The organism is Pseudophaeobacter arcticus DSM 23566, from assembly GCF_000473205.1.
GTDB lineage: Bacteria > Pseudomonadota > Alphaproteobacteria > Rhodobacterales > Rhodobacteraceae > Pseudophaeobacter > Pseudophaeobacter arcticus.
On the sequence record NZ_KI421507.1, the window covers coordinates 309,974 to 331,969 of the forward strand.

Consider the following 21,996-nt stretch of genomic DNA (forward strand, 5'->3'; position numbering starts at 1 on the left):
CGTCCTGTTTCGGTCGCTTGTTTGGTCCTGGCCAAAAAGCTCTACCTGTCAATAATTTGCCCAGGTTCGGCGCAGCGGTGGTAAACAGGCGATCCTGCCCGCCGCAATTGGGCTTACCCAGCGTTACAACCGCCCAAGCCTTCTCGCAAGGGATACCTGGATTTTAGCCCGTATGGCGGAGGGGCTATGGTCTCAAAAACGACCAATAGTGCTGCTCCAGGGTCATGGCTGCCCAAAAATCTGCTGGGTCCTTGCTGGCTTATCTCACGTCTCAAAAGCGAGAGAGCAACAGGTTGGATCTGTCGGGGCCGTGGCAGGATCCGGGGCAGTGGCTTTCCCGGACAATCGGGGCATTCATCTGCATTTTTCAGGGGAGGGGGCTTGACCTTCCCCTTGCTGGAAGCCCCAAATGAAGTCCCAAACGAGGAAAACGTCTGGATTTTGCTATGCAACATCGTCAAATCTCAGTGCAGATCACGGGGCTTAATTGCGCGGGCTGTGTTGGCCGGGCTGAAAAAGCTCTGGCCGCGATACCGGGGGTCAGTGAGGCTTCGGTTAATCTGGCCACAGCCAAGGGGCAGGTGCAGGCTGCACCGGATCTGGAACCGGCAGAGCTGGTCTCGGCACTCGAGCGGGCAGGCTATCCGGCTGCCTTGTCGCGGGTGAGCCTGGATATCGAAGGGCTGAGCTGCGCCTCTTGTGTGGGGCGGGCAGAGGCGGCTTTGCGTGCGGTTCCCGGCGTGGTTACCGCTGAGGTGAACCTGGCCACCGAGCGGGCGGATGTCAGTTACCTGACCGGGGCCACGCGCGCAGCAGATCTGTGCGCTGCCAGCACGAAGGCGGGTTATCCCGCCTCCCTGCGGGGCGGTGAAGCGGATGCGACAGAGCAGGCGCAACAGCGCCGAACGCAGGAAATCAGCGCGTTGGTGCGTCAGGTGAGCATTGCTACGGTCCTGACGCTGCCGGTTTTTGTGATCGAAATGGGCAGCCACATGCTGCCTGCCATGCATCATTGGGTGCTGGCCAATATCGGCCAGAGCAATAGCTACATGCTGCAATTTGTTCTTGCGACTTTGGTGCTGGTCGGACCAGGGCGTCAGTTTTATGGCATAGGCGTACCCGCCCTGTTGCGCGGCGCACCTGATATGAACGCGCTGGTGGCGCTGGGAACGGCGGCGGCCTATGGGTTTTCGGTGATCTCGACCTTTTTTCCACACCTGTTGCCACCTGGTTCGGCCAATGTTTATTTCGAGGCCGCCTGTGTCATCGTGGTCCTGATCCTGACGGGGCGCTTGCTGGAGGCCCGCGCCAAAGGGCGCACCGGGGCGGCAATTCGCAAACTGGTCTCTTTGCAGCCCAAAACAGCAGAGCTGGTACGGGGCGATACGGTGATTGAAACCCCGGTGGACGAGATTGCCCCCGGAGATCTGATCCGGCTGCGCCCCGGGGCGCGGGTCGCGGTGGATGGAGAGGTGACCTCTGGCACCTCCTTTGTGGATGAAAGCATGCTGAGCGGTGAGCCACTCCCGGTGGAAAAGGGCAAGGCCGCGCGGCTTTCGGCTGGGACTGTGAACGGATCCGGCGTGCTGGAGTTTCGCGCCACCCATGTGGGGCGGGATACCGCGCTGGCGCAGATCATCCAGATGGTTGAACAAGCGCAGGGCGCAAAACTGCCGGTACAGGGCCTGGTCGACCGTATCACCATGTGGTTTGTGCCAGCGGTCTTGCTGACGGCCTGTTTAACAATTCTGGTCTGGCTGTTGCTGGGGCCTGCGCCCGCCTTGCCGCTGGCCCTGGTGGCCGGTGTTTCCGTGCTGATCATTGCCTGCCCCTGTGCCATGGGGCTGGCGACGCCGACCTCGATCATGGTTGGCATTGGCCGGGCGGCGCAACTGGGGGTGCTGTTTCGCAAAGGTGACGCCCTGCAGAGGCTGCAATCGGTCCAGGTGGTGGCGTTGGACAAAACCGGCACCCTGACCGAAGGACACCCGGCCCTGACCAGTCTGCAGCCTGCGGAAGGCTTTGATCGGGATGCGGTGTTGCGGCTGGTTGGCGCCGCAGAGGCCCAGTCAGAACACCCCATCGCCAAGGCCCTGGTTGCGGCGGCTGGCAAGGACCTGCCCAAGGCCGAACAGGTTGAGGCCTTGCCGGGTTTTGGGCTGCGGGCCCATGTCGAGGGGCGCGAGGTGCTGATTGGAGCCGCGCGGCTGATGCAACGCGAGGCGATAGACTGTGCCGCGCTTGTCACCCTGGCGCAGAGCTGGGGGGCCGCAGGGGAGACGCCGTTTTATGTGGCGATCGACGGCCAGCTTGCGGCGGTGCTGGCGGTGGCAGATCCCATCAAGCAGGGCACAGCGGCCGCCATCAAGGCGCTGCAGGCGCAGGGCCTGAAAGTGGCAATGATCACCGGCGACGCAGAGGCAACGGCGCAGGCCATTGCGGCGCGGCTGGGTATTGATGCGCTGCGTGCCGAATGCCTGCCAGAGGACAAGGTCACGGTGCTCAAAGATCTGCAAGACAGCTATGGTGCGCTTGCCTTTGTAGGCGATGGGCTCAACGATGCCCCGGCGTTGGCGGCTGCGGATGTGGGGGTTGCCATTGGCACCGGCACCGATGTGGCGATTGAGGCTGCGGATGTGGTGCTGGTTTCTGGTGATTTGCGCGGGGTGCAGGATGCGCTTATGGTGAGCCGCGCCACCATGCGCAACATCCGGCAAAACCTTGGATGGGCCTTTGGCTATAACCTAGTTCTGGTGCCGGTTGCGGCGGGGGTACTTTATCCTTTTGGCGGGCCGTTGCTGTCTCCAGTGCTGGCGGCTGGCGCTATGGCGCTGTCCAGCGTCTTTGTCCTGAGCAACGCGCTGCGCTTGCATCGGCTGAAATCCAGCTTAGATGAAGGAACAGAGGTGTCGAAACCCGGCACTGCTTCGTTTCACCCCGCCATCTGACGGCACAGCATGAGGTCCGCATGAATATCGGTGATGTTTCAACCCGCTCGGGCCTGCCGGCCAAGACCATCCGCTATTACGAGGATATCGGCCTGATCAAACCGCAGCGTAGCGAAAACGGCTATCGCTGCTTTGTCGAGGCGGATCTGCACAAGCTCGCCTTTCTGGGCCGGGCGCGGGCCTTGGGGTTTACCATAGAAGACTGCCGGATGCTGATGGCGCTATATGAGGATGAGAGCCGCGCCAGTGGCGATGTCAAGCAACTGGCGCTGGAACATCTGAGCAAGATCGAGACCAAAATTGCAGACCTGCAGGCGATGCGCGATACCCTGACCGAGCTGGTGCATTGCTGTGCTGGTGACAACCGCCCAGACTGCCCGATCTTGAAAGATCTGTCCGGCAAGGTGTGAGGCAGGGGCTTAAGGGTCAGCAAACCAGCCGGTGTGCTGGTGGAATGTAAAACAGGCAGCCCACAGTGACTGGGCTGCCTGTTTTTTATGAGACAGTCGAAACTGGTCTTGCCGGTGCCTTAGGCTGGGCGCAGACCCAGAATTTCGCGGGCCTGTTGCCAGCTGGCGACGGGGCGTTCGTATTTCTCGCACAGATCGACCGCGCGCTGCACCAGGGCCGCGTTTGAGGGCGCCAGGGTTTCGCGGTTCAGACGCAAATTATCCTCAAGGCCAGTGCGGGTGTGGCCACCTGCGGCAATCGCCCATTCATTGATCTGGATCTGACCGGGGCCGATACCTGCACCGCACCATTCTGCCTCAGGCGCCAGGCGCTTTACGGTTTTGATGTAGAAATCAAAGGTCTCGCGATCCACCGGCATGGCATTTTTTACGCCCATGACAAATTGCACATAAAGCTTGCCAGCGATGCGCCCATCCTGGTTCATCTTCACCGCCTGATGGATATGCGACAGATCAAAGGCCTCGATCTCGGGCTTGACCTCATACTGGCGCATCTCACTGGCCAGCCAGTCAACCAGATCCGGCGGGTTTTCATAAACGCGGGTGGGGAAGTTGTTGGACCCCACCGAAAGCGAAGCCATGTCGGGACGCAGCGACAGCATGCCGCCGCGTTCCTGGCCCGCGCCCGACCGCCCACCAGTGGAGAGCTGCACAATCATGCCGGGGCAGTGCTTGTTCAGCCCTTCCAGCAAGCGGCCAAACTTCTCTGGATCGGATGAGGGCGTTTGATCGTCGTTGCGCACATGGCAATGGGCAATTGTGGCGCCAGCTTCAAACGCGGCCTGGGTGCTCTCAACCTGTTCCGCAATGGTGACGGGCACCACCGGGTTGTGCTCCTTGCGGGGCACGGATCCGGTGATGGCAACGCAGATGATACAGGGTTTGCCCTGGCTTGAGATGGTCATGGATGCTCCCTTAGATATCAAAAAAGACGGTTTCACCGTCGCCCTGCAGGCGGATGTCAAAACGATACACCGTCTGGCCGTCACGTTCACTGCGTTTTGCGATCAGGGTTTCGCGGCGCTTTTCCCACTCAACCACATTGATCACCGGGTCGGCGGCGTTGGCCTCTGCCTCATCATCAAAGTAAAGCCGGGTATTCAGCCCCACATTGATGCCGCGCGCCACGATCCACAGGTTGATATGCGGCGCCATCATCTGCCCATTGCGGCCCATCAGGCCACCGGGTTTGACAGTATCAAATGCCCATTCACCGGTTTCAAAATTGGTGATCACCCGGCCCCAGCCGCGAAAGCCCTCTTCGACGGTGTCATGCCCGGCATGTTCGGGGTGCGGATAGATGCCATCGGCATTGGCCTGCCAGACCTCCAGCAGCACGTCCTTGACTGGCGACCCGGTGCCGTCGATGACCAGGCCTTCGACACGGATCCGTTCCCCCTTGGCATTGGGGCCGGCAATATCCTGCCCCAGTTCCTGATCGTAGATCTGAAACCCAGCCGCGCCGGGGGCCAGACCGATATGCACATAGGGGCCTGCGGTTTGCGAAGGGGTTTCTTTCAGATATTCAAGTGTCTGTGGCATTAGTTCCCCTCCAGGCGGTTTTCAAACAGGGTTGAGCGACGGCCGCGCAGCACGATGTCGAATTTATAGGCGATGGTATCCAGCGGAATCGTCGCATTCATGTCGAGCTTGGCAATCAGCTGCTCAATGGCATCGGGATCCGGGATTGTCGCCACGATGGGGCAGGTTTTGACCAGCGGATCGCCCTCAAAATAGAGCTGCGTAATCAGCCGCTGGGCAAAGCCCGAGCCAAAGACCGAGACGTGAATATGCGCCGGGCGCCAGTCGTTGACCCAGTTGCGCCAGGGGTAGGCCCCCGGTTTCACCGTGCGGAAATAGTAATAGCCGTTCTCATCCGTCATGGTGCGGCCACAGCCGCCAAAGTTCGGGTCAATGGCGCCGAGATAGGTGTCTTTCTTGTGGCGGTAGCGGCCACTGGCATTGGCTTGCCAAATCTCGACCAGCGTATTGGGCACCGGGCGGGCGTTTTCGTCCAGCACCCGGCCATGCACGATGATGCGCTCACCAATGGGGCTTTGATCTGGCTGGGCATAGTTGGACAGCAGATCGTTGTCGATCGGCGTCAGGTCGCCGTGACCAAAGCGTGGCCCGGTGATCTCGCTGGGGGTGTTCTCCAGGCTGATCAGCGACAGCTTGGGCGAGCGCGCCACAGAGGTCTTGTAGTCCTTGTCATAGGCCGGGGGGTGCCAGCGCCGGTCGCGTTGGTAAAACTCACCCTGTTTTGCTGGTGTATTGGTCATAGTGGTCTTCCTCCTCAGGCCTTGGCTGCGTCGGCGTCGGCTTCCATTTCCGCATAGGTTTGTTTGGCTAGTTTTAGCGCATGATTGGCGCGCGGCACGCCGGCATAGATCGCCACATGCTGGAAGGCCTCCAACACATCGCTTTTGCTGGCGCCAGTGCGGGCCGTGGCGCGGATATGCATGGGGATCTCGTCAAAGTTGCCCAGTGCGGCCAGCAGGGCCAGGGTCAACATCGAGCGTTCACGCGGCGCAATTGCATCCGACGACCAGACCGTGCCCCAGGCCCCTTCGGTGATCAGGGTCTGAAAGGCCTCGTCCATATCGGTCTTGGCTTCCTCGGCGCGGTCCACATGGGCGTCTCCCAGAACTGCGCGACGGGTCACCATGCCCTGGTTGTATCTGTCGTTGCTCATCTGATGCAGTCCTCTGCTTGGTAGCTTGTGAGGAGTATCACATATCAAAATTGTGCTGTATAATGCGAATTTCCACATGTTTGCATTGCGAAAATGATATGCGTTTATCGGCCCATCTGAAACTGCGTCATCTCGAAGTCTTTGTCGAAGTGGCGCGCCAGACCAGTGTGACCCAGGCGGCAGAGGCGCTGGGCATGACCCAGCCTGCCGTCACCCGCGCCCTGCGCGAGCTGGAGGCGGTCTGCGGCAAACCTCTGGTGGAGCGTCATGGTCGGGGCATTCGTCTGTCGCCCTATGGGGAGATGTTTCGCCACCACGCGGGGCGCAGCCTGGCATTGGCGCGGGATGGGGTTGCGATGTTGCAGGGGCTGGAGGCCGGCGAGGGGCCGAGGTTGCGGATAGGCGCCTTGCCAACCGTCTCGGCCACCTTGGTTCCCGATGCATTGGCCGAGCTGGAGGCCGGTATCGGCCGCAGCCGGTTTTTGGTCACCACCGGGGACAACCAGTATTTGCTGGACCTGCTGCGCCGCGGCGATCTGGATCTGGTTGTCGGCCGGTTGCCTGCGCCCGAACGCATGGTGGGGATTGATTTTGAACCGCTGTTTCATGAGCGCGTTGCGGTGGTTGTGGCCACGGGGCATCCCCTGGCGGACAGCGGCCATCTGCCGGAGGGGGCGCTACAGTCCTATCCGGTGTTGATGCCCTCGCAGGGGTCGATCATTCGCCCCCTGGTCGAACATATGTTTCTGGAGCAAGGTCTGATGATGCCTCAGGCGCCGATCGAGACGGTTTCGGCCACCTTTGGGCGGCGGTTTGTGCTGGACCACGGCGCGATATGGTTCATCAGCCAGGGGGTGGTGCAGGCCGATCTTGCGGCGGGGGCAATGCAGCAGCTGCCCCTGGACACCACCAGCACCCTGGGGCCGGTGGGGCTGTGTATTCGCAGCGAACACCAGCTGTCGGCAACCGGGGCGCGGTTCTGTGCCTGCTTGCGGGGGCTGTGCAAGCTGACGGAATAGGGGCTGCGGAGCGCAGGTGCCGGGTCAGGCGCGCAGGCTGGCCAGCGCCATGCTGCTGATATCGCGGGCAATTGTGTCAATAAACTCCTGCGAGGCGCCGCGTTCAGGCCGGAACCAGAATACTGGTGAGTTGAGGATCAGCATCAGGCCAGCCACAGCGACGGTCAGGTTGCGGTCTTTAAAGCTGCCTTCTGAAATACCGCGCGCCACTTCGGTTCGAAACAGCATTTCATACTGGCGTTGTCCGGTGCGAAGCTGCTCCTGAAGACCCTGTTCGACACCCTTCACTTTTTTGGACTGGGTGCCGCCGGTGTAGGTTTGCAGGATGACCTTGTGGTAGGCCAGCGAGTTCAACACTTCGTAGATGTGACCGCGGGCCATCTTGTCGAGCGATTTGACCGCCGGCAGGCTGACATCAATAAGCCCCTCAACGGCTCTGTAGGTAAAACCGGCTGCCCGCAGTTGCACCGCTGCAAGCAGGGCGCCTTTGGATGGGAAGTGATGGTAGATCCGCCCCTTGGTAGACCCCAGCTGCGCCGCGATATCATCCACCGAGGCGCTTTCGACGCCCAATGTCATGAAGCAATGGGCGGCGGCATCCAGGATCTCGCTTTTTGAAGTGCTGATCTGTTCTAACATCTAGGGTCTGCCTGCCATTCAGGTTGGATCTTGGCCTATCAGACTGCCCGGATAAGAGGCAATCCCAAAGCCGTCGCTCTGAACAGCCCATCTGACAGTCCATCTGACGGGCCATCTGACGGGCCATCTGGTTGTCTCTTGCTGTTTCACCGCGCGGCGGCGCCGGAATAGAAGTGAAATGGCAAGCCCGAGCCGTCCTGTCTGTGTCTGTCGCAAGAATGGCGATGCCATTTTGGCCAAGACCTGAGGGGGCAACCGGGATGCGGCAGTGACTGCAAAAGAGGGCTAGAGACATCACACCTATGGGGACCGCGCAACAAGGTTGGCTGGTAGGATCCAAGAATCAGCCTAGGGGGACAGAGGCGCGAAAAATAGGCACTTTTTGCTAGTCTGACGCTGGGTCCCGCCGATTGACAGGTCAAAAACATACTCAGTAGTCTGTTTTTAGACGCTTGGGATTCCGCAGCTTGAGGAGGCAGCAGGAAAACCCGCAAAAAAGCGCTAGGGCCCGGACGCGATCGGGCAAGGAGCCGTTCTTTAGGAACGGGGGGAGGAAAATTTGGAAGTATTGCAGCTCTTGATCAGTGGGCTTGCGAATGGCTGTGTCTACGGCCTGATCGCACTTGGGTTCGTCTTGATCTACAAAGCCACTGAGGCGGTGAATTTCGCCCAGGGTGACTTTATGATGATAGGGGCTTTTGTGAGCCTTGGTCTGACCAATGCAGAATACATGCATTTGCCATTCTGGGTCGCCGCGCCACTGACGATTTCAATCATGGCGGTGTTTGGCTATCTGCTGGACCTTTTTGTTCTGCGCCATCTCTTTGGCCAGAACCAGACAGCAGTGGTGATCCTGACGATTGCCATGGGGTTTGTCCTGCGCTTTATCGCCGGGTTGATCTGGGGGCATGAACCTCAAACCCTGGAAAGCCCTCTGGCGCTTGGAGATCTACATATCGGCAGCGTTGTCCTTGGTATGGCGGATCTTGCCATCATCGTCGTGACCTTCCTGTTGACCTGGTTCCTGTACCAGTTCTTCCAGCGTACCAAGCTAGGGCTGGCGATGCAGGCGGCAAGTCAAAACCAGATGGCGGCCTACTTCATGGGTATTCCGGTCAAGCGCGTCCAGGGGCTGATCTGGGGGCTGTCCGGTGCCACGGCTGCGGTTGCGGGTATTCTGTTTGCTTCCAAAGGCGCCATTGACCCGAATGCTGGTTTGCTGGGGATCAAGGCCTTTGCAGCAGCGGTGATTGGCGGCTTTGGCTCGCTTCCCGGTGCCCTGGCTGGTGGTCTTATCGTTGGGGTGATCGAACCCTTTGCGGCGCGGTACTTGGCTGCCGGCTACTCACAAATTGCGCCCTATGCCCTGTTGCTGGCTGTGCTGATCTTCAGGCCTCACGGTTTGTTCAGCCAGGTCCGCGTGAAGAAGGTATAAGCTCATGCGTATTCATTTCAAAACATCCTACCAGCACGACATTCGACTATTCCCGGACCGCTGGACGTTCTGTGTCTATGGCGCTCTCTTGGCGCTGGCCTTTGGGCTGCCTTATCTGCTGGATGAGTTCTATTTGGGCGAGGTCACCAACGTGTTGATCTGGGCTATTGCCGGGCTCGGCCTGATGCTGCTGACTGGCCAGACCGGTCAGGCGAGCCTGGGCCACGCCGCGTTTCTGGCGATCGGCTGCTATGCCAATACCATCCTGATCGAACAGGGCGTGCCCTTTATCATCGCCTTCCCGCTGGCGGGGGTTATCACGGGTTTTGTCGGCGTGTTGATTGCGGTTCCGGTGCTGCGGTTGCACGGCATCTATCTGGCGATTGCCACCATTGCCCTGTCGGTTCTGGCTGATGACATCATTGTTCTGACCGAACACTGGAGCGGTGGTGTTTCTGGTAAGTTCCCGGAGATGATCAACATCTTTGGGTTTGAGATCGAACGCTGGTCGATGCCCTCGCGCTTTTACTACCTGGTCCTGGTGGTCACCATCATCTGCACGCTGTTTTATCGCAATTTGCTGCGCTCGCCGCTGGGGCGTGCCTTTGCTGCGGTGCGTGACAGCGAGGTTTCGGCCACTGCCATGGGCGTGCATATTGCCCGCACCAAGGGCAAGGCCTTTGGTCTCTCCTGCATGATCACCGGCTGGGCCGGCGCCTTGATGGGCTATTACGCGGGCACCTTCAACAACGAGACGTTCAGCCTGGTGATTTCCATCACCCTGTTGATGATGATCGTGATTGGCGGGCTCGGATCCATTCACGGGGCCTTCTTTGGCGCCGTGGTTGTCGCCTTTCTGCCGCAGGCGCTGTCGATCCTGAAGGACAATGTCGTGGGCAGTGGTGTCGCTATCCCGGGGCTTGAGACAGGCGTCTTTGGCCTGATCCTGATCCTGTTCATCCTGTTTGAGCCGATGGGGATTTACGGGCGATGGCTTAAGATCCGCACCTGGTTCGAGCTGTTCCCATTTGCGCGTAAGGACATGTTCCGCCGCCAGAAATCCTACCTGAAGACGGAGCGTCTGAGATGAGCCTTTTGGAAATCAAAAATGCCACGCTCAAGTTTGGTGGCGTGGTGGCGGTCAATAATCTCAGCTTCTCGGTTGAAGAGGGTGAAGTCTACGCCATCGTCGGGCCAAATGGCGCGGGTAAATCTACTGCCTTTAACCTGATTTCGCGCTTTTATGAGCCTTTTGCCGGCACATTCACCTTTGACGGCAACAACCTGCTGGAGCGGGACGCAGATCAGGTTGCCGATCTTGGCATTGCCCGGACCTTTCAGAATATCGAGCTGTTCGAGCATGCAACGGTGCTGCAAAACCTGCTGGTGGGGCGGCATCGCCATCGCAAGACCACGCTGCTGGAAGAGATGTTCTTTACGCCGCGTGTCCGCCGCGAAGAAGAGCGCCACCGCGAAGCGGTTGAGGAGGTGATCGATTTTCTCGATCTGCAGCCTTACCGGAACAAGATGATCGCCGGGCTGCCCTATGGGGTGCGCAAGGTGGTTGAGCTGGGGCGTGCGCTAGCCTCAAAACCGCGCCTGCTTTTGCTGGATGAGCCCGCTTCGGGCCTGTCAGTCGAGGAAACCCAGGATATGCGCTGGTGGATTGATGATATCCGCAAACAGATGGGGATCACCGTTTTGATGGTGGAACATGACATGGGGCTGGTCTCTGGGGTGTCTGACAGGGTGCTGGCCCTGGCGGATGGCGCCAAACTGGCCGAGGGCACACCGGCAGAGGTCCAGGCCAATCCGGCTGTGATTGAGGCCTATCTTGGGGCGGGGGCAGTCTAATGGGTGAACCTTTGCTGGAAATCAAAAACCTCGAAAGTTTTTATGGGCCGATCATGGCCATTCGGGGCGTGTCGCTAAAGGTCGACAAGGGGCAGATCGTCACTGTGTTGGGTGCAAATGGGGCCGGGAAATCGACCTTGTTGAAAACCATCTCGGGCATCATGGATCCTGAAAAGGGTGAGGTGCTGTTCAACGGCAAGCCCATTCAGGGCCAGGAACCGCATCGCATCGTTGAACATGGCATCGTGCATGTTCCCGAGGGGCGCGAGGTTTTCCCGCTTCTTACGGTCGACGAGAACCTCAGCCTTGGCGCCTATACCCGCTCAGACAAGGCCGAGATCGAGCGCGACCGCCAGATGGTCTTTGACTATTTCCCAATTCTGGCTGAACGTCGGAACCAGGAGGCAGGCACCTTGTCGGGGGGGCAACAGCAGATGCTGGCAATTGGGCGCGGGCTGATGCTGCGGCCGCAGATCATGCTGCTGGATGAGCCGAGCCTGGGTCTGTCGCCGCTGCTGGTGCAGGAAATCTTTGCCATTCTGCGGCGTCTCAACACCGAAGAGCATGTGACCATGATGCTGGTGGAGCAAAACGCCCGTATAGCGCTGGATCTGGCGGATGTGGGCTATGTGATGGAGATCGGCCGGATCGTGATGGATGGCTCCGCTGATCGCCTGATGGAAAGCGAGGATATCAAGTCTTTCTACCTGGGCCATCAGGAAGAGGGCCAGCGCGGCGAGAAGCGCTGGAAACGCAAGAAAACGTGGCGCTAGGAGGGGCAGAGATGAATATTCAAGTCGGAAAACAGACCGGGCTCGCCCAGATCGAAATCAATGGCGTCTCCTACAATTCAGAACCGGGCCAACGTCCGGTTCTGGTCGACGGCTGCGACACTATTCCAAAGCTGTTTCAGACCCGCTGCATGGCGCTGCGGGATCGCACGGCGCATCGCGAAAAAGACATGGGGATCTGGAAGTCCTTTTCCTGGACGACCTATTGGGAACAGTCCAAATGGATTGGTCTTGGGCTGGTCTCGCTGGGGCTGAGGCGCGGCGAAGTGGTTTCAATCCTAAGCGAAGATCGCCGGGAATGGCTTTATACGGATATGGGGGTGCAGGGCGTCGGAGGCATCGCCTCAGGTGTCTATACTACCGATTCTGCTTCGCAGTTGGCCTATCTGGTCAATGACAGCGGCAGCCGGTTCCTGTTTGTTGAAAATGATGAGCAGCTGGACAAATACCTGGAGATCGCCGACCAAGTGCCTGACCTCGCCAAGGTGATCATTTATGATCGCGATGGCTTGCATGATCTGCAGCAGGATAAATGTATGTTTATCGAAGATCTGATTGCGCTTGGGAAAGCCTATGAGGCCAAGATTCCAGGCGCATTTGAGGTGGAGATTGCAAAGTCCAGGCCAGAAGATACAGCCATGCTGATCTATACTTCAGGCACCACCGGCATGCCAAAAGGCGCCATGTTGGGGCATGAGAACATTATGGCGTCGATAGAGGCTGGCGCCCGGGCTCTGGCTGTTGATCCAGAGGATGAGCAGCTGTGCTTCCTGCCGCTCTGCCACATCCTGGAACGCAATGTGTCGGTCTATTTCCCGCTTGCGGCCTCGAGCACGGTGAATTTTGCCGAAAGCCCGGAAACGGTTTTTGACAATATGCAGGAGGTCTCGCCGGCGACGTTTTTTGCGGTGCCACGGGTTTGGGAAAAGATCTATTCGCGGGTGCTGGTCCTGGCACAGGAAGCCACGCCAATGGGGCGTTGGGCCTTTCAGCAGGCGATGAAGGCCGGTCAGGCGCGGGCAGAATATGTGATGGTTGGCAAAGAGCCGCCCGCAGGTGTCGCGGCGTCTTATGCCTTTTGGGACTTCATGGTTCTGCGCAATCTGCGCCGGATGCTGGGCATGGATAAAATGCGCCGGGGCGGCACCGGGGCGGCACCGATCTCACCCGAGTTGCTGAAATGGTACTGGTCCATTGGTGTGCCGCTGATCGAGGGCTACGGCATGACGGAAAACGCCGGCATTGCCACCATCAATACGCTGGAACACAATATGCCCGGCTCGGTTGGTCGGCCGGTGCCCGGCGTTGGTTTGCGGATTGCAGAGGATGGCGAAATTCAGACCCTCGGGCTGAACAACTTTCAGGGATACTGGCGCAACAATGAAAAAACCGCCGAGACCTTTACCGCTGACGGCTGGTTGCGCACCGGGGATGTCGGTCGGGTTGACGAGGCCGGTAATCTGACCATTACTGGCCGGATCAAGGACATCATCATCACGGCGGGTGGCAAGAACATCACCCCGGCCGAAATCGAAAGCCGGTTGAAGTTCAGCCATTATATCGCGGATGCGGTGGTGATTGGGGATGGCCGCAAATATCTCAGCTGTCTGATCATGATTGATCAGGAAAATGTTGAAAAATTGGCCCAGGACAGGAAGATACCATTTAGTGATTTTGCGTCGCTCTGCGCTGCCGAGGAGGTGCTGGCGCAGATTGGCAAGGAGGTCGAAGCGGTGAACAAGGACTTTGCCCGGGTGGAACAGATCAAAGATTTCCGTCTGATCAATGTCCTGTTGACCGCCGAAGACGACGAGCTGACGGCGACGATGAAGTTGAAACGCGGTTTTGTGGAGAAGAAGCATAAGGCACTGATCGACGACATGTATTGACGGCGTGATCTGAACACGCTGCGAACCAATCCAGGGAGGAAATGGAAATGAAGAAACTTACATCCAAGCTTATGGCGGGCACGCTGATGGCCGGCGCACTGGCTTTGACCGCAGGCTCTGCGGTACAGGCTGACAGCCAGGGCGTGACCGATAGCGAAGTGGTATTTGGCTCGGTCAATGACCTGAGCGGCATCTTTGCTGCCGTGGGCGTACCAGCCACCAATGGGGCGAACCTGCGCTTTGAAGAAGCCAATGCGGCGGGTGGTGTACATGGTCGCCAGATCCGTTTTGTTGTGGAGGATAACGGCTATCAGATCCCCCGTGCGATGCAGGGCTACAACAAGCTTCTGAACCGCGACAAGGTTTTTGGCATGTTGCTGTCTTTGGGCACCCCGATGAACATTGCCGGTTTCAAGCTGTTGGACCCCAAGGGCATTCCAAACATTGGGCCGCTGTCCTCGGCGCGTCAGATGCTGCAGGAACCTGTCGACAACAAGTTCATTGGTTTTTCCAGCTACTATGATCAGGTGGATGCCGGTGTGACCTATCTGGCAGCAGAATTTGACGCCAAAGAAGTCTGTAGCATGTATATTCCTTCGGATTTTGGCAAAGAAATCCAGGAAAGTGCAGTGGCCACGGCTGAAAAACTGGGCCTGACCTACGCGGCTGAGACCAGCCACAAACCAGACGAGCTGGATTTTGTCGGCTCTTTGACCAAGTTGAAAGCGGCTGGATGTGACGTTATTGCCATGGCCCTGGGCGTGCGCCAGGGGATCACTGTGGTTGGTACCGCCAAAAAGCTGGGCTGGACCGACGTCAAATTCCTCAATACCTCAGCAGGTTTCCTTGATGTTGTTGCCGCTGTTCCAGGTGGTGTCACCGAAGGGCTTTATGCCGCTGCTGGTTGGGTGGATCTCATTGCCCGCGCCGAGGACGAAGTTCCGGCCAAGTTTATCGCGGATTATGAGGCCAAGTTCGGTCAGCCCGCTGGTGGATTTGCCATGCTGGGGTATTCAGCTGCGGATACTGTTGTGCGCGCCCTCGAAGCCGCAGGCCAGGATCTGACACAGGAATCCTTTGTCAAAGGCATGGAGACTCTTGCGTATTTTGATGCCCTCACCGACACGCAGATCTCCTACAGTGCGGATGATCACCGGGGTGCCGATGATATCGTGATTTCGGTTGTCGAAGCAGGTAAGTGGAAAGAGCTGAGCCGCCAATAATCTGCGGACGTAGCTGCCTCTCTCCCTAGGGAGGGAGGACAGATCAAAAGAGGCCCGGCACGCGTTATGAGTGTCGGGCCTTTTTTTGTTTCCGGACCGGCAGCCTGTTTGCTGATTCAGCTCCTGACCCAAGTGCCAGCTGACGTCTCGTTCTTGCCAATTGGGGTAAATGATATAAATTCACATGTAAGAATGTGTGTGGGGCTCGGTGTTTTGCACAAATCCAATGGGGAGAGATGACAGTGAAACGTCGAGAATTTATCGCAGGCCTGTCTGCTGGCCTGTCTGCCGGGCTGATGGTGCCAGCAGCCAGTTGGGCAACGTCAGGGATGTCCGGGCAGCTTACGCTTGGAGAAATGCAAGTGACCACCCTGTCGGATGGCCATTTGACCCTGCCGCGCTCGATGCTCTTTGCCGGATTGGACCCCGATGCCGTGGACCAGATCCTCCAGGCGGGCGGGATAGCTGCGGGACCGATACATCCGCCACTCAACGTGACTTTGTTGCGCCATGCGGGGCGGGTGGTGCTGTTTGATGCAGGCTCTGGTCCGGGGTTCCAAAGCACCGCTGGGCAATTGACTGCGGCGCTGGACGCGGCAGGGGTCGCCCTGGAAGAGGTCAGCCACGTTGTCTTTACCCATTGTCACCCGGACCATCTGTGGGGCGTTCTGGATGATTTTGATGACCCCCTGTTTCCCAATGCGCAATATCTGATGGGAGAGGCCGAATGGGACTATTGGTTTGACCCCAACACAGCCTCGACGATTTCCGGGGATCGCGCCTCTATGGCGGTGGGTGCACGCCGCCGTCTGGAAGTCATGGAAGAGCGTCTCAGCAGATTTGACGATGGCCAGGAGATCCTGCCTGGCGTGGCAGCCCATGCGAGCTATGGGCATACGCCGGGGCATATGTCGTTTGAGCTGCGTGATGGGCAGCAAAGCGTCCTCATCGGAGGAGATGCAATTGGCAATCACCACGTGAGCTTTGCCCAGCCGGACTGGGCCATTGGCACGGATCAGGATGCCGATCTTGCGGCAAAAACGCGTCTCCGGCTGCTGGACATGCTGGCGCATGATCAGATGCAGCTGATTGGCTATCATTTACCAAAGGGTGGTATTGGCCGGGTTGAAAGCGCGCAGACCGGTTATCGCTTTATTCCCGCTTTAGGAGAGTAGGCGCGGGGGAGAGAACAAGAGGCGTATCAAGCCGTCTTTTCTCTCGCTGTGATGTCAAACTCCGTTGACTAAGATTCTCAAAATTTTAGCGATGTGGAAGCGTTGCGACTCAAAGTCTAGATATTTGGAAGAGATTTCTGGCAGGTGCAGCTTTGGAAGTTGCTCGGGAACGGAGCCAGACTTCGCAGAAGTGGGGCTCCGTTAATTTTCAAATAATTCATGCAAGTAATTGATGATGATTGATTATTTATCTTCGGTTGCAAAAGGTAGAATGTGCTATTTAAAGGTTTGATCAATCTATAAGAGATTTAATGATAATTTTTATTTACAATTCAGGGTCGTGTTGCTGTAGTTTAATCATGCTGTAATCTTTTTGGGTGTGTGCCATGAGTATTCTGCTTCGTATCGGTCAATTTGGAGCCTTTAATGTAGCCTTGGGCGATGGGACACCTATCTCGTTAGGAGCAAAGCATCAGGCGCTTTTGGCCCTGTTGTGCATGGCAGAATCGGGGGTCCGTACGCGCGCTTTTCTAGAGCAGACCCTGTGGAGTTTGGCCCAGCCCGAACAGGCCAAAGCCAGCCTCAGAACCGCCTTGTCAACGCTCAGGCGCCATTTGGGACCCATGATCGCCCCGGTTATCAGTGCCAATAGGGAAAGGGTGATGTTAGACCTGAGCAGGGTGTCCTTTGAGGAATGCGCGCGCGAGGCCGAATTCATGGAGGGGTTTGAACTGCCCTATGAGGCAAATTTTGCCAGGTGGCTGCAACACACCCGGATCGAGATCGGGCGAAGCTCTAACCGCAATGGCAAGCCTCGCCAGCAGGAACGACGCCCACGGCCCGAGAGCCTTTTGCCGCTGATTGCGGTGCTTCCCTTTGTGCAATGGGCGCCGGGTGAAGATGCCTCCCCGCTGGGGTCACTGATTGCAGAGGAGCTGTCGCGCAGTCTGTCGCGCAGTCAGGCCTTTACCGTCACCTCATATTTGGCATCCCGTCAGTTTGATTTGGCCCGGGTGCGCCCATCAGAGGTTTCGGCTGTCGCTGGGGTGAAATACTTGGTCTCCGGCTCTGTGCGGGCAAATGGGCAGGTCATGTCCACCGAGATCGAGCTCCACGATGCCGAGCGGGAACAGGTGATCTGGTCCCGGCACTTTGAGGGGCCATTGCCGGATTTGTTGGCCGGTCGCAGCGAAGCTCTTTGTGCCGCGACCCAGCAGATTGGCCAGACCCTGGTTGGAGAGGCGGTTCGGATCGCGGCTTTTAAACCGCTCCCCAGTCTCGAAGGACATATGCTCTTGATGGCTGCGATCTCGATGATGCAGGAGATGACGCCTGACCGCTTTGGACGCGCCCGTGAAATTCTGAAGGTTCTGCTCGACCGGGATCCCAAACACCCCCTGGTGCTGACCTGGATGGGTTTTTGGCATGTGCTGCGGGTTCAGAAAGGCTTTTCCACTGATCGTCAGATGGATGCGGGGCTGGCCAGCCAATATGCCGGTGCCGCGCTTGCGGCCGATCCCTGTTTTTCGTTGGCGCATACGCTTAAGGGGGCGATTTCCAGTCATCTGCTTTTTGATTTTGACATGGCGCAGGACTCCTATGATCTGGCGTTAAAGGATAACCCAAACGAAGCTTTGGCAGTTTTGCTGAAGGGGGCGACCTGGGCCTATCAGGGACGCCCGCTCGAGGCGGTTGAACTCACCGATGCGGCAAGGCGGCTTACGCCTCTGGGACCGCAAAAATATTATTTCGACTCGGTCTCCGCCTCCGCCAATCTGTCCGCCCATAACTATGACCGCGCCATTGAGCTGGCAGAGCGATCGCTGGAAGCCAATGCAGCCTATCCTGCCAGTCTCCGGACCAAGGCGATCGCTCTACAGCTCTCTGGTCGCTTGGGAGAGGCGCGCAAGGCGGTTCAGAACCTTATGGCCACCTCACCAAAGTTCAACCTGGCCCAGTACCACCGGGAACATCCGGGCGGCGCCTCTCTGGAAGGCAACGAATGGGCTGATGCCTTGAAACAAGCTGGTGTTCCGGCCTGAGCCCCGCTAGCGGGTACATGAATCCCTGCCGTGGTGTGGGCGGGTAAACGTGATCACAGGTTCAGAACGCCTGTGCTCCGCGCCCACTGTCCTTCCTGAAATTGTCCTTCCTGAAATTGCGCTGTATCCTGCCGTCAAACCCAAAGACGCTTGGCTGCATATCCCTTGCTGTACAGAAAAAGCGTGCGAGAGGACAGATTTCACGAGGAACAGGTCACAATGAAAGCCATTACATACCGCGCCTTTGGCGCTGCATCTGAGGTCTTGCAGGTGGAAGACCTGCCAGCCCCCCGCCCCGCCGCAGGAGAGGTCCTGGTAGATGTCGTCTTTACCGGAGTGAACCCATCGGATGTCAAAACCCGCACCCGAGGGCAGCCGGGGCTCCAGGGCTTTCCGTGGGACTATATCATTCCCCACAGTGACGGCTCCGGTGTGATCTCAGCCGTGGGGGAGGGAGTCTCTCGCAGCCGCGTTGGAGAGCGGGTATGGATCTGGAATGGCCAGTTTCGCCGCCCCTGCGGAACTGCGGCGCAACAAATCGCGCTGCCGTCTGAGCAGGCCGTCACCCTGCCTGATACGGTGAGCCTGGAGGTGGGGGCAATCCTGGGGATTCCTGGGCTTACGGCGTGTCATGCGGTTTTTGGCCAGGGAGAGGTGGCAGACAAGACCGTTTTGGTGCAGGGCGGGGCAGGGACTGTTGGGCTTTTGGCGGTGCAACTGGCCAAATGGGGCGGTGCGCGCGTCATTGCGACCTGCGGTGCCACGGGGCGGGATCGTGCCCTTGCAGCCGGCGCCGATGTGGTGTTGGACTACCGCGCCAAAGATCTGGCCGCGCAAATTCTGCAAGCCAACAGCGCAATGCCTGTGGATCTCATTGTGGAGGTCGAGTTTGGCCTCAACATTGAAACAGATGCGCAGGTGATTGCCGAAAATGGCTGTATCGCCGCCTATGGCTCTGCCCAGGAGATGTCACCACGCCTTCCCTTTGTGACGCTTCTTTTTAAGGCTGTTCGGCTGGAAATCATTCTTGTCTATTTGCTCACCGAAGCAGAAAGAGCCGCTGCGATCTTTCGTTTGCATGCTGCTTTGAGTGCAGGGGCGCTGCGCTTTGATATTCAAAAGGTCTATAATTTATCAGAGGCTTGTCGTGCCCACGAGGCCGTAGAGGCAGGGGCGCGGCAGGGGGCAGTCCTGATCCAGATGGGAGAAAACCTGTCGGAACAAGATTAGTTCCGCAGGGCGCAAGAGGACGGGTGGGAAAAGTTTCGGGTTTTTCCAAAATCCCTCTTGCGCCCCCCCGAAACTCGCACTAGAACGCGGCTCACTGATGGGGTGTGGCCAAGTGGTAAGGCAACAGTTTTTGGTACTGAAGATCGTAGGTTCGAATCCTACCACCCCAGCCAGTACTTTCCAGCCATAGACGTAAGAGCGACGGAGCCCCGACTGGCCCCAAATCGCCCCCGTTTCTGCCCCAGTGGTTTCGGGTCGTCTGGGTGGCGCTGGTGAGGCTCATGGTGATGTACTTGCCCCCTGCAGAGTTGACCCCTCCCGCTGTGGGAGAGGCCTTTGACGTTATGCCTGAGTATAGTGGGGCAGAGGGATAAGTAATGGAAGAGAAGGGAAGAAGAACCCCTGAGACGACCCGGTTCCCCCACCCCCAGATCCTAGATACGCTAACCTCTCGTTGAAGAGGCGCTGACGGACCTCCTCCCCTCTGTTACCTAGGGTCTAGGAGGGGGAAGGGAATAGGTATAAGTATTGAATAGAAGGCGTAGGGGAGAGACCCCAGGTTCTTCCTTCCTTACCTAGAAGAAAGGTGACCTATGGGAGACATAGAGAACCCCTGGCACTCCCGCCCCATAGACGTCCACCGCTGGTCAGACCATCCTGAGGTCGCGGGCCTATGCGATCGGATCTGACTAACTCTAATCAGATACCAGCCCCTGGCGCCAAGGTTTACTATTTCGTCTGGGCCTTTGGGGTCTCCAAAAGTTGATAACCTCGAACTCCTTTTTTGAGACCAGATACTTCCAAGTTTCACCTGTATAGGTGACGTGCTCATTGGAAAGAGGGGAGAACGTCGCCAGATAATTTCGCTTACACTCAAGAAGAACATAGGTGTTCATCTCCAGATGACGCTCCATTGTATACTTGAAACCATCGCTGGGTCTTTCAAACTCCTCATAGGGGCGAACAGCTTCGACGACTTGTCTCCTAATTTCAAGATCTTCGACCGGATTACAATTTGACTCAGACAAGTACAAACTCTGGCATGATGCACATACTAAGAGCGCAGCCATAGATAGATTTTTTATGCTAGTCCCCGTACCTACCATTCTAGTACCCCTTTGAAATTCAATCTTTTAAATTCACTTCAGCCTAAACGGCTCAACTGGCCTTCCAGTCCCTTGTTCATGTTGGGCTTTTCTGCGCAGATACCCCTCTGACCTAGCAACCTGCCTGAAGGCCACATAGTCTTGGACGTACTCCGCCTCAGGGTCGACCTCATCCAGCCCATAGAACTGGTTCGATGTTGGCAGCGCCACCCCGCACACCCGCTCTGGACCTGTCACGCTTTCGTGCCGCTCCACGTGCTCGCTTAAGCCACCTTTCGTTCGAAGGCGACAGGGCTTTTCCAGCCCAGTGCTGAATGGCGGCGGCGCGGATTGTAGAAGCCGTTGATGTATTCGAAGATCGCCATCTCGGCCTGCCGCCGTGTTTCCCATGAATGCCGCCAAATCAGTTCGGCCTTGATGGTTTTGAAGAACGTCTCGACTGCAGCGTTATCGTAGCAATTGCCTTTGCCACTCATGGACACTTTGAAGCCGTGCTGTCGCAAGATCTGTCGATAGTCGTGCGAACAATATTGCGATCCGCGATCCGTGTGATGGATGCAGCCCTTCGGCGGCCCCCGGAAGGCTATTGCCATGTTCAACGCACGGATCGCCAGGTCCCGCTTCATCCTGTTACTCACCGCCCAGCCGATCACGCGCCTTGAATGCAGATCCAGTATCACAGCGAGATACAACCAACCTTCACGCGTCCAGATATAGCTGATGTCCATTGCCCGGCAGGGTATTTCCGTAGGAAATGTCCCGAGAGGGGCCGCCCACTTCTGGTTTGGCCCATCAGCGTTGAAGTCCCGGTCCAACAGGTTCGGCGCGATGTTGAACTTATGATTGCTGTCTGTAGTCACCTTGTGTTTGCGCGTTCTGATGACCGATATGCCGTTCTGGCGCATCAAGCGACCCACGCGACGATGACCAATAACCAGTCCGATCTCTTTCAATTCCTCAGTCATGCGCGGCCTGCCATAACTGCCAAGGCTGAGACGGGATTGTTCTTTGATATGCGCCAGCGTGACCAGGTCGGACCGTTGTCTGCGGCTGGCAGGGCGACTGCGGAATGCCCGCAACCCACGTGAACTGACCCCCATGACACCGCACATCCGGCCGATAGAGAACGCAGATCGGTGTTCCTCAATGAACCTAAACCTCACGGCTTTTGGCTCGCGAAGAACACCGTGGCCTTTTTTAAGATTTCCCGCTCCTCCTTGAGAATGCGGTTCTCGCGCCGAAGCCGGTCATTCTCTTGGGCGAGGCCTAAATCCTCTTTCGTCACCACACCCGTGTCTCTGTATGCCGTGATCCATTTGTTCAGCGTCGACATGCCCACACCTAGGTCATCAGCTACCTGATTGCGCGTTAGCCCACTGGTCAGTGCTATCCGCACCGCATCCTGGCGAAATTCGTCCGTCCGTTTCAGTCCCATAGTTCATCTCCTTTGTTGCAGTAAATGCTATCAAAGGAGCGGCAT

General features: G+C 57.8%; 18 protein-coding genes and 1 tRNA gene. 13 read left to right on the forward strand and 6 right to left on the reverse strand.

The window, feature by feature from the left end; all coding sequences use genetic code 11:
- Positions 1-446: 446 nt before the first annotated feature.
- Positions 447-2,948, forward strand: a complete 2,502-nt coding sequence (locus tag ARCT_RS0105565) for a heavy metal translocating P-type ATPase (RefSeq protein WP_027239175.1) — start codon at positions 447-449, stop codon at positions 2,946-2,948.
- Positions 2,949-2,968: 20 nt separating this feature from the next.
- Complete coding sequence (gene cueR, locus ARCT_RS0105570) at positions 2,969-3,358, forward strand: Cu(I)-responsive transcriptional regulator (RefSeq protein WP_027239176.1); 390 nt, start codon at positions 2,969-2,971, stop codon at positions 3,356-3,358.
- Between the two features lie 119 nt (positions 3,359-3,477).
- Here cueR and ARCT_RS0105575 read toward each other — a convergent pair whose 3' ends face one another.
- Genes ARCT_RS0105575 through pcaC form a run of 4 tightly spaced genes read right to left on the reverse strand, consistent with a single transcriptional unit; the run spans position 3,478 to position 6,113 of the window.
- Positions 3,478-4,323, reverse strand: a complete 846-nt coding sequence (locus ARCT_RS0105575) for a BKACE family enzyme (RefSeq protein WP_027239177.1) — start codon at positions 4,321-4,323, stop codon at positions 3,478-3,480.
- Between the two features lie 10 nt (positions 4,324-4,333).
- Positions 4,334-4,960 (reverse strand): protocatechuate 3,4-dioxygenase subunit alpha, encoded by a 627-nt coding sequence (gene pcaG / locus ARCT_RS0105580; protein ID WP_027239178.1) that lies wholly within the window; start codon positions 4,958-4,960, stop codon positions 4,334-4,336.
- Entirely contained in the window at positions 4,960-5,700 is a 741-nt protein-coding gene (gene pcaH / locus ARCT_RS0105585; RefSeq protein ID WP_027239179.1) for a protocatechuate 3,4-dioxygenase subunit beta, read from the reverse strand. The genes pcaG and pcaH overlap by 1 nt, the downstream gene beginning before the upstream one ends.
- 14 nt (positions 5,701-5,714) lie before the next feature.
- Positions 5,715-6,113 (reverse strand): 4-carboxymuconolactone decarboxylase, encoded by a 399-nt coding sequence (pcaC, locus tag ARCT_RS0105590; protein WP_027239180.1) that lies wholly within the window; start codon positions 6,111-6,113, stop codon positions 5,715-5,717.
- 98 nt (positions 6,114-6,211) lie between these two features.
- Between pcaC and pcaQ the strand changes: the two genes are divergently transcribed.
- Positions 6,212-7,132, forward strand: a complete 921-nt coding sequence (pcaQ, locus tag ARCT_RS0105595; protein WP_027239181.1) for a pca operon transcription factor PcaQ — start codon at positions 6,212-6,214, stop codon at positions 7,130-7,132.
- Between the two features lie 24 nt (positions 7,133-7,156).
- On the opposite strand, the gene ARCT_RS0105600 is transcribed toward pcaQ, so the two are convergent.
- Positions 7,157-7,771, reverse strand: coding sequence for a TetR/AcrR family transcriptional regulator (locus ARCT_RS0105600; protein WP_027239182.1), 615 nt, complete (start codon positions 7,769-7,771; stop codon positions 7,157-7,159).
- 559 nt (positions 7,772-8,330) lie between these two features.
- On the opposite strand from ARCT_RS0105600, the gene ARCT_RS0105605 reads away from it, so the two are divergent.
- From ARCT_RS0105605 to ARCT_RS0105650, 10 genes are all read left to right on the forward strand, one after another.
- A complete protein-coding gene (locus ARCT_RS0105605) occupies positions 8,331-9,206 on the forward strand; it encodes a branched-chain amino acid ABC transporter permease (protein ID WP_027239183.1) in 876 nt (291 codons plus the stop codon).
- A 4-nt stretch (positions 9,207-9,210) separates the two neighbouring features.
- A complete protein-coding gene (locus tag ARCT_RS0105610) occupies positions 9,211-10,296 on the forward strand; it encodes a branched-chain amino acid ABC transporter permease (RefSeq protein ID WP_027239184.1) in 1,086 nt (361 codons plus the stop codon).
- On the forward strand, positions 10,293-11,060 hold the full coding sequence (locus ARCT_RS0105615) for an ABC transporter ATP-binding protein (protein WP_027239185.1): 768 nt from the start codon (positions 10,293-10,295) through the stop codon (positions 11,058-11,060). Before ARCT_RS0105610 ends, ARCT_RS0105615 begins: the two co-directional genes overlap by 4 nt.
- Positions 11,060-11,833, forward strand: a complete 774-nt coding sequence (locus ARCT_RS0105620; protein WP_027239186.1) for an ABC transporter ATP-binding protein — start codon at positions 11,060-11,062, stop codon at positions 11,831-11,833. The genes ARCT_RS0105615 and ARCT_RS0105620 overlap by 1 nt, the downstream gene beginning before the upstream one ends.
- 11 nt (positions 11,834-11,844) lie before the next feature.
- Complete coding sequence (locus tag ARCT_RS0105625) at positions 11,845-13,740, forward strand: AMP-dependent synthetase/ligase (RefSeq protein WP_051360558.1); 1,896 nt, start codon at positions 11,845-11,847, stop codon at positions 13,738-13,740.
- A 47-nt stretch (positions 13,741-13,787) separates the two neighbouring features.
- On the forward strand, positions 13,788-14,963 hold the full coding sequence (locus ARCT_RS0105630; protein WP_027239188.1) for an ABC transporter substrate-binding protein: 1,176 nt from the start codon (positions 13,788-13,790) through the stop codon (positions 14,961-14,963).
- A 236-nt stretch (positions 14,964-15,199) separates the two neighbouring features.
- On the forward strand, positions 15,200-16,138 hold the full coding sequence (locus tag ARCT_RS0105635) for an MBL fold metallo-hydrolase (RefSeq protein WP_027239189.1): 939 nt from the start codon (positions 15,200-15,202) through the stop codon (positions 16,136-16,138).
- Between the two features lie 386 nt (positions 16,139-16,524).
- Positions 16,525-18,180 (forward strand): transcriptional regulator, encoded by a 1,656-nt coding sequence (locus tag ARCT_RS0105640; RefSeq protein ID WP_027239190.1) that lies wholly within the window; start codon positions 16,525-16,527, stop codon positions 18,178-18,180.
- Positions 18,181-18,399: 219 nt separating this feature from the next.
- Positions 18,400-19,410, forward strand: coding sequence for an NADPH:quinone reductase (locus ARCT_RS0105645; RefSeq protein WP_027239191.1), 1,011 nt, complete (start codon positions 18,400-18,402; stop codon positions 19,408-19,410).
- Positions 19,411-19,508: 98 nt separating this feature from the next.
- A tRNA-Gln gene (locus tag ARCT_RS0105650) sits at positions 19,509-19,583 on the forward strand.
- A 1,196-nt stretch (positions 19,584-20,779) separates the two neighbouring features.
- Here the strand turns inward: ARCT_RS0105650 and ARCT_RS0105660 are convergent.
- Positions 20,780-21,951 (reverse strand): IS3 family transposase gene (locus ARCT_RS0105660; RefSeq protein WP_154665302.1). Its coding sequence is split into 2 segments (ribosomal slippage): positions 20,780-21,720 and positions 21,720-21,951, totalling 1,173 coding nucleotides; the frame shifts between segments, so codons are not numbered across the junction.
- Positions 21,952-21,996: the final 45 nt, after the last annotated feature.